Raw genomic sequence first — 7,087 nt, 5'->3', positions numbered from 1 at the left:
CAGCTCAGCAGTTGTGGAGCAGCAGGTCATGGACCCGTGTTGGTTGCCTGGGGGTCAAGGGGTCGTCGGTTCGAATCCGGCCGTCCCGACCGGTTGACCTGGGGAGATGGAGATCTTCCCAGGTGACGGCGGTAACATTCGGTAACGGATGATCTTCGTTGGCGGTAACGGCATGGACGTTGGCCGTCGGTCTGCTGGCTGTGGAACGCTCTGACCTGCCGCTTCATCAGCGTCTTAGATGACTTGGCACGTTGGTCTCTTGATTCCGCGTCAAGCGCTGCAGATGTTGCCACCTGTCGCTACGTCGGGCGGTTCGACGAGCCCTCGGTGCGCGACAGGATCGTCGGCTGACCCTGGTCCTGGTCTTCCTGAGGTGACGGGTGCGCAGTCCAGCCCTGGTGATTCAGGCGCCGCCGCGGTCGGCGGCGCCCGTGCCGGTGTCACTCGTCCGGGCCGACGAGTCCGGGAAGCTCGGACGTCCCGCGACCCCGCCGTGAAGGACACCGTCGCCGCCTCGATCCCGGTCACTCCCGGCGGTTCAGCGCAGCAGGACCGGTCCGGCGTCGATGCGGGTGCGGAACAGGGCGTACGGCTTGCGCCGCAGGTCCTGTCCCCGCTGGTACTTCGGCTGCCGGTGCAGCTGGTTGGCGGTGACGTAGAGGTGCCCGTCCGTGGCGACGGACATGGTGTCCGGCCAGAGCAGACGGGGATCGTGCACGACGGTCTCGTACTCGCCGTCCGGCCGGCGGCGCAGCACGGCGTTGTGCTCGTAGGAGGTGAGGTAGAACCGGCCGGCGTCGTCGGTCTCCAGGCCGTCGGAGCCGCCGCCCTTGTCACCCTCGTCCGCCACCGTGGCGGCGACCAGGTCCTCGGTGAGGGCGCGGTCGGCGAGCGCGTCGGTGGCGACGCTGTACCAGCGGCGGGAGGCGAGGGGACAGTAGTGCAGCCGGGAGCCGTCGGCGGAGATGGCGATCCCGTCCGACCCCATCGACAGCGGCTTCGGCGCTCCGTCGGCCGGGCGTTCCAGGAACGGCCGTCCCTCGACGATCGGCCGGTAGGCGGACAGCGGCTCGGCCTTGGTGGAGGGGTGGTCGTGCAGCCGCCGCCAGGACGCGCCGCTGGCGAGGTCGACCACGACGATCCCGTTCGGCCCGGAGTCCGAGGAGTCGGTGATGTAGGCGATCCCGGCGTCACCCCGGCGCAGGTCGAACCGCACGTCGTTGAGGTACGTCGAGGGCAGCGCGACGTCGGTCGGGAAGGTGATGACCTGGGCGACGGAGTTGCTGTCCAGGTCGACTCGGACCAGTTTCGGCCCGCCCGGCTGCGTGGGCCGGAACATCGGGCTGCCGGTGTCGAGCACCCAGAGCCGGTCGGCCGGGTCCACCACGATGCTCTGCACCGAGACGAAAGCGCCGGCGTCGTCGTCCCGGGCGGGCTGGTTCCAGGCCTGGTCCGGGAAGGGCACCTCGCGGCCGTCGCGTAGCTCGACCACCGTGGCGGGCACCTCGTCGCCCCACTTGGGGAAGTTCACGAAGACCCGGCCGGTGTGCGAGACGCTCACACCGGTGGGCATGGGCCCGGTGAAGGTGTGCACGAGTTCGAGGTCGCCGACGGGCTCGTCGGCTAGGGGCCCGTTCATCCGCTGCTCCTGACTGTCGGTGCGACGGCTTCTTCCCGAAGCCCTGAGCGGCAAACGCCTGGGTAAGCGCTGCCGGCCCGGCGTGTGCCTCACGAAGTCGCCGTGATCGGGTCACCGGACCGTGACAACGCCAGCGGCTGCCCGCCGCTGCCGACGACCAACATCTGCCGCTTCGACGAAAGGCGCTGAGGCAGCGTCGCATGCCGGGCAGCCCGACCCGGCCGGACAGGGCCTGTCCCGTCGGCGGCATCGAGAGAGCCGGCGAAGAAGGCACCGGCCAAGAAGGCCGCGCCCGCACGGGCCCGTACGACGAAGGCCACCCGGGCGCGGTGAAGAAAGCCACCACCATGGAGTCCTTCGGCAACCGGCGGACTGCCCGCAAGACCACACGCTGACCCGCCCGCGACCCGGAGAGCGGGCGCGCGACGGGGCCCTACTGGCCGCCCACGGAGGTTTCGGTGCGCAGACCGAGCCGGGCGACCGCCGCCGTAGCGAGCTGGGTACGGGGGCAGCGAGACGTCCAGGACCCTGAACACCACCGGCTGGATGAGTAGCCGACCTACCGAACGTGCTCGGCCAATAGATGTGCCAGGTACGCGGCGGTTCGCCGTCAGGGTCGTGGCGCTGCCGACGAACCACCGCCCCTACCGGGTCCTCATCGCCCCGTTCGTGTCGAGCCGACCGGCGACACGACCCCGCATACCGATCAGCGGGCGGGCTCGAAGACGGCGCGTACGCAGCCGTCGAGCTTGTTCTTGAACATGTTGTATCCCTGTGGCGCCTCGTCGAGTGGCATGGTGTGTGTCGCGAGGTGCTCGGTGACCAGGTCGCCCCGTGCCATCCGTTCGAGCAACATCGGGATGTAGCGGTGTCCGTGCTGTTGGGCGCCGCGCAGGGTGAGGCCCTTGTTCATCAGCGCCCCGAGCGGGAACTTGTCGACAAGGTTGGCGAAGACGCCGAGCAGGAACACGCTTCCGCCCTTGCGGCAGTGGTAGATGGCCTCCCGGGCGGCGATCGGACGGTCCGATTCCAGGCGCAGCTGCTGTTTGACCTGGTCGTACAGGTATTGCGGTCCGGTGCTGTGGGACTCCATCCCCACCGCCTCAATGCACACGTCAGGCCCGCGCCCGCCGCTGCGTTCCAGCAGTTCACCGCCGACGTCCTGGGTCTGGTAGTTGAGCGCCTCCACCCCCAGGTACTTCTCCGCCATCTGCAGTCGATTGGCGAAACGGTCGATGATGATCACCCGCTCCGCGCCGAGCAGGACCGCCGCGCGTGCCGCCATCTGGCCCACCCCGCCCGCGCCCCACACCGCGACCACGTCACCGGCCTTGACCCCACCGAGGTCCGCGCCCATCCAGCCGGTCGGGGCGGCATCGGAGGCGAAGAGAGCACGCTCGTCGCTCACCCCGTCTGGGACGGTGAAGGCCCCCTGGTCGGCGTACGGAACGCGGATGTACTCGGCGTGGCTGCCCGCGAAGCCGCCGAGCGCGTGCGAGTAGCCGTAGCAGCCGCCGGGTGCGAAGCCCCAGACGTTCTCGGTGATCGCGGGGTTGGTGTTGCCGTTGTCGCACAAGGAGTACTGCTGCTGCTGGCAGTACCAGCAGCGGCCGCAGGAGACGAACGAGCAGACCACCACCCGGTCGCCCACCTTGTGCTTACGCACCTGCGGGCCGACCTCGACCACCTCGCCCAGGAACTCGTGCCCGAGGACGTCGCCCCGCTCCATGAACGGATTGTACCCACCCAGCAGGTGCAGGTCGGAGCCGCACGTCGCCGTCTTGCGCACCCGGATGATGGCGTCCTGCTCGTTGCGCATCGTCGGGTCCGGAACCTCGTCCACCGACAGGTCGTTGACGCCTTGCCACAACAGTGCCTTCACAGTCGCCCCTCCCGCCGCCCCTGCCGCGTCGCCATCTGCAGCGGTTTGTTGACCGCCGTCGTCTGGGTGGTGGGTGGAGAGTCGGGGTGCAGCACCTCGCCGGTCTCCAGCAACTGCTTCGCCTCGCGCAGTGCGGCGCGGATCGCCTGGTTGGGATCGCGACCCGCGAGTCGCCTGGCTCCCGCCGTCACCGGCGACTGGGCGCCGTCACGCAGCCGTACCGCCAGCTCGATGCCGCGGTCGGCCGGGGCGCGGCGGATCTGCACGTCCACGGCGTCACCGAGACCGGCCAGTGGCTCCGGAAGTGGCGAGTCCGGGGTCAGCTCGTCGCGGGCCGGGTTCACGGTCACCACGTGCCACCGCGGCTCGCGCCGCATCAACGGGGCCCGTTGCCAGGGCCCATGACGGCCCGACGGAAGCAGGAACCTGCGGAGGGCCAACCCCCCGACCACGATGACCCCTACCTTGACCAATGCCCTCATGTGCGCCCCCGAGTCGACCCCACCCGTCGACGCACCTGCCCGACCGACGGCTCCGTCACGGACAAACCTGTCATATCGGTGCACTGTCACGCTGGGGATTCCCGCACCCGGCAAGGGCCAGTGGTAAGGGGCGCGACACCGCGCGGGCGAAGGACGTCACCGCTCGACGAACAGCCGAGCCAGGAACAACGCGCCCGACGTTCGTGGAAGGGCTGCTGTCGGGCGCGGTACGCAAGACCTGCTGGTCCCTGGCGGAACGGGCGGGTCACGACGGTCCGCAGGCCATGCAGTGGCTGCTGCGTACGGCGGTGTGGAAGACCGGGACGGCCATGGCCGGTACTGGACCCGCCTGCGGCTCGTGCAGCGCCTGCCTTAAGTAACCAACCCGACGGAGGCGGCACCCACACCGGGTGCCGCCTCCGCGCGTTGTGGGGCCAAGCCGTGGTCAGCGTCCGCCGTCCGGGTGCAGCAGGACCTTGGTCCAGCCGTCGTTGCGGGCATCGAAGTTCCGATACCCCTCCGGTGCCTGGTCCAGCTTCAGCTCGTGCGACACCAGGAAGGAGGGCTCGGCCTTGTGGTTCGCGATGAGGTTCATCAGCTGCCGGTTGTAGTTCTTCACGTTGCACTGACCGGTGCCCATGCTCTGCCCCTTGAACCAGAACATGCCGTAGTCGAACGGCGCCTTTCCCTGTTTCTGCAGTGGGTCTGGGGATCCTGGGTCCTTGGGGAAGAACACGCCGACCACGCCGATCGTGCCGCCGAACCGCACGGAGTGCACGAGGTTGTTCAACGTCAGTGCCGACTTCTCCTGGCCGCTCGGGTCGTGCGCCTGGTGACCGACGGCCTCACAGCCGCGGTCCGCGCCCGTCCCGCCGGTCTGCTCCAGGATCTGGTCCACCGGTGATGCCTTGGAATCGTCGATGGGAATGGCGCCGATCTGTTCCGCCAGGCGCAGCCGGTCCGGATGCCGGTCGACCACCATCACCTTGTTGGCACCCTTGATGATCGCGGAGTAGGCGGCGAGCAGGCCGACCGGCCCGGCGCCGTAGACCGCCACATTGTCGCCGGGCCGCACGCAGGCGAGCTCGGTCGCGTGCCAGCCGGTGGGGAAGATGTCCGAGAGCATCGCGTAGTCCTTCTGCCTGCTCACGTCCCGGGCGTCCGGCGGGAGAACCAGGCAGTTGAAGTCGGCCCACGGCACCCGCAGCAATTCGGCCTGGCCGCCCGCGTACGGACCCATGTTGGCGTAGCCGTAGGCGGCACCGGCCATGCCGGGCGCCGGGTTGGCCACCAGACAGTACGCGGTCAGGCCCTGGTTGCAGTTGGCGCAGGCGCCGCAGGAGACGTTGAACGGCGGGCAGACCATGTCGCCCACCTTGACCAGGTCGACCCCTTCGCCGACCTCGATGACCTCACCCATGTTCTCGTGCCCGAGCACCGTGCCCGGCTGCAGATCCGTGCGCCCGTCGTACATGTGCAGGTCGGACCCGCAGATGTTCGTCGTCGTGATGCGTACCAAGGCGTCCGTCGGTCGCTCGATCCTGGCGTCCGGCACCTCCTTGACGCTGACTGTCCGTGGCCCGTCGTACACGACTGCCTTCATTGACTACCCCCGCGTGAAGATTCCGCCCCTACTGCGGCTCCAAGACCTCCTGGCAGTCAAATTCTTGCAATCCGCTTCGCCCCCAGCTCATGATCCGCGCTATTGGTTCGGTTGCGAGGAGCCGGTTATCGTGGGCGTCGGTGGGTAGCCACCGGCCGTGAGCAGGCCAAGCGACGACATCGGCACCCGGTCGGACACCAGCCGTGCCGTAGCGTTCAGCGACGCCGTCTTCGCCATCATCATCACGCTGCTCGTGCTGGATCTCCGGGTGCCGGACGTACCGCCCGGTCGCCTGCTGTCCGGGCTGCTGGAGCAGTGGCCGAGTTACGTCGCCTATCTCGCCTCGTACACCTACGTGGCCATCGTCTGGCTGAACCACAAGGGCGCGTTCAATCGCGTCAAGGAGAGTGATCGGGGCCTGCACTGGGTGAACCTCTTCGTCCTGTTCACCACCGCGCTGCTGCCGTTCCCGACCGCCGTCGTCTCGCACGCGCTTCAGGAGCACGACCAGCAGGACCAACGCGTGGCCGTCGCCTTCTACGCGCTGATCGGCGCGCTGCTCTGCGCGAGCTGGCTGGCGTTCTTCCACTACCTGGCTCGGCGCGAAGACCTGCTCCAGGAGGAGGTGAGTGAGCGGCACTTCCCCGCCGAGCGGATGCGGGCACTCGTCGGGGTCATCCTCTATGCCGCCGCAGGGCTCATCGGGTACCTGGTCGCACCGCTCGCCGGCCTGGTGATCTTCGTCGTGCTGCCGGTGTTCTACGCCGTCACCAGCGCCGGTCTGTACCAGGTGCCGCTCACCCGCCGGATCACCCACCGCCCTCCGCCACCCGGCTGAGGGTGGGCGAACCGCCGTTTTGCCCCGGCGGGCGCGGGTACCCGCCGCAATCCGGTTCGAGAGGGGATCCGAGGTGAACTACACCGAGTTCATCCAGTCCGTGGCGGCGGTGGATCGCCAGGTGGCCACCGACGGAGCACGGGCCGTGCTGGATACCCTTCGTGAGTCGGCCAGCGCGAAGGAGTACGGGGACCTTGTCGACCAGTTGCCGCAGGAGTTCTGGCAGTTGACCGGGCCGGGGCCGGGACGGCTCGAGACTCGCCGCGTCGGCACCTAGCTAGGGCGCGCGGACCCGCAGAAAGCTCGGGCGGTGGCGGCGCCGGATTCGCCGCTACGCCCGTTGGAATCGGCGGCGAGGGACGCTACCTGCGGCTGCCCTGCCCGTGTCGATTGAGGTAGCCGCGGGCTTGACCCCGCCGGTGTCTGCTCGCACCTGTCGCCTGATACTCCTCGTCCGACCACCCGAGGCCGAGCCCGACGTCCAGCCGGCCGGCGGAGAGGATGTCGAGAGTCGCGGTCTGCATCGGTCGGGGGCCGGGTGAGTAGTCCTGACCGCGACGACCGGCCAACCGCTCGGCTTCGCGAGCTGCCGAGATCAGTGCGTTCCTGGGATCAGCCGACCCGCCAAGCAGCCGGGTCGACG

At 69.1% G+C, this 7,087-nt stretch carries 7 protein-coding genes; 3 read left to right on the top strand and 4 right to left on the bottom strand.

Annotated elements, in window-relative coordinates; genetic code table 11:
- Window positions 1-538 precede the first annotated feature (538 nt).
- Entirely contained in the window at window positions 539-1,639 is a 1,101-nt protein-coding gene (locus tag I8N68_RS32100) for an L-dopachrome tautomerase-related protein (protein ID WP_200216863.1), read from the bottom strand.
- A gap of 200 nt (window positions 1,640-1,839) precedes the next feature.
- On the opposite strand from I8N68_RS32100, the gene I8N68_RS32095 reads away from it, so the two are divergent.
- The gene (locus I8N68_RS32095; protein ID WP_200216862.1) at window positions 1,840-2,034 is read left to right on the top strand and encodes a hypothetical protein; all 195 of its coding nucleotides are present in this window, start codon (window positions 1,840-1,842) and stop codon (window positions 2,032-2,034) included.
- Window positions 2,035-2,345: 311 nt separating this feature from the next.
- Here I8N68_RS32095 and I8N68_RS32090 read toward each other — a convergent pair whose 3' ends face one another.
- From I8N68_RS32090 to I8N68_RS32080, 3 genes are all read right to left on the bottom strand, one after another.
- Entirely contained in the window at window positions 2,346-3,521 is a 1,176-nt protein-coding gene (locus I8N68_RS32090) for a zinc-dependent alcohol dehydrogenase (protein ID WP_200216861.1), read from the bottom strand.
- Window positions 3,518-3,871: a hypothetical protein gene (locus tag I8N68_RS32085; RefSeq protein WP_179804417.1), complete on the bottom strand. Its 354-nt coding sequence runs from the start codon at window positions 3,869-3,871 to the stop codon at window positions 3,518-3,520. Before I8N68_RS32085 ends, I8N68_RS32090 begins: the two co-directional genes overlap by 4 nt.
- Before the next feature lie 577 nt (window positions 3,872-4,448).
- On the bottom strand, window positions 4,449-5,606 hold the full coding sequence (locus tag I8N68_RS32080; RefSeq protein WP_200216860.1) for a glutathione-independent formaldehyde dehydrogenase: 1,158 nt from the start codon (window positions 5,604-5,606) through the stop codon (window positions 4,449-4,451).
- Between the two features lie 157 nt (window positions 5,607-5,763).
- Here I8N68_RS32080 and I8N68_RS32075 point away from each other — a divergent pair, with 157 nt between their 5' ends.
- A complete protein-coding gene (locus I8N68_RS32075) occupies window positions 5,764-6,444 on the top strand; it encodes a TMEM175 family protein (RefSeq protein WP_200216859.1) in 681 nt (226 codons plus the stop codon).
- Between the two features lie 73 nt (window positions 6,445-6,517).
- Window positions 6,518-6,721 (top strand): DUF2267 domain-containing protein, encoded by a 204-nt coding sequence (locus I8N68_RS32070; RefSeq protein WP_200216858.1) that lies wholly within the window; start codon window positions 6,518-6,520, stop codon window positions 6,719-6,721.
- The last annotated feature ends 366 nt before the right edge of the window (window positions 6,722-7,087 follow it).

Source organism: Micromonospora coerulea (assembly GCF_016598485.1).
Lineage (GTDB): Bacteria > Actinomycetota > Actinomycetes > Mycobacteriales > Micromonosporaceae > Micromonospora > Micromonospora coerulea.
This window is presented reverse-complemented; position numbering and strand designations above follow the sequence as displayed.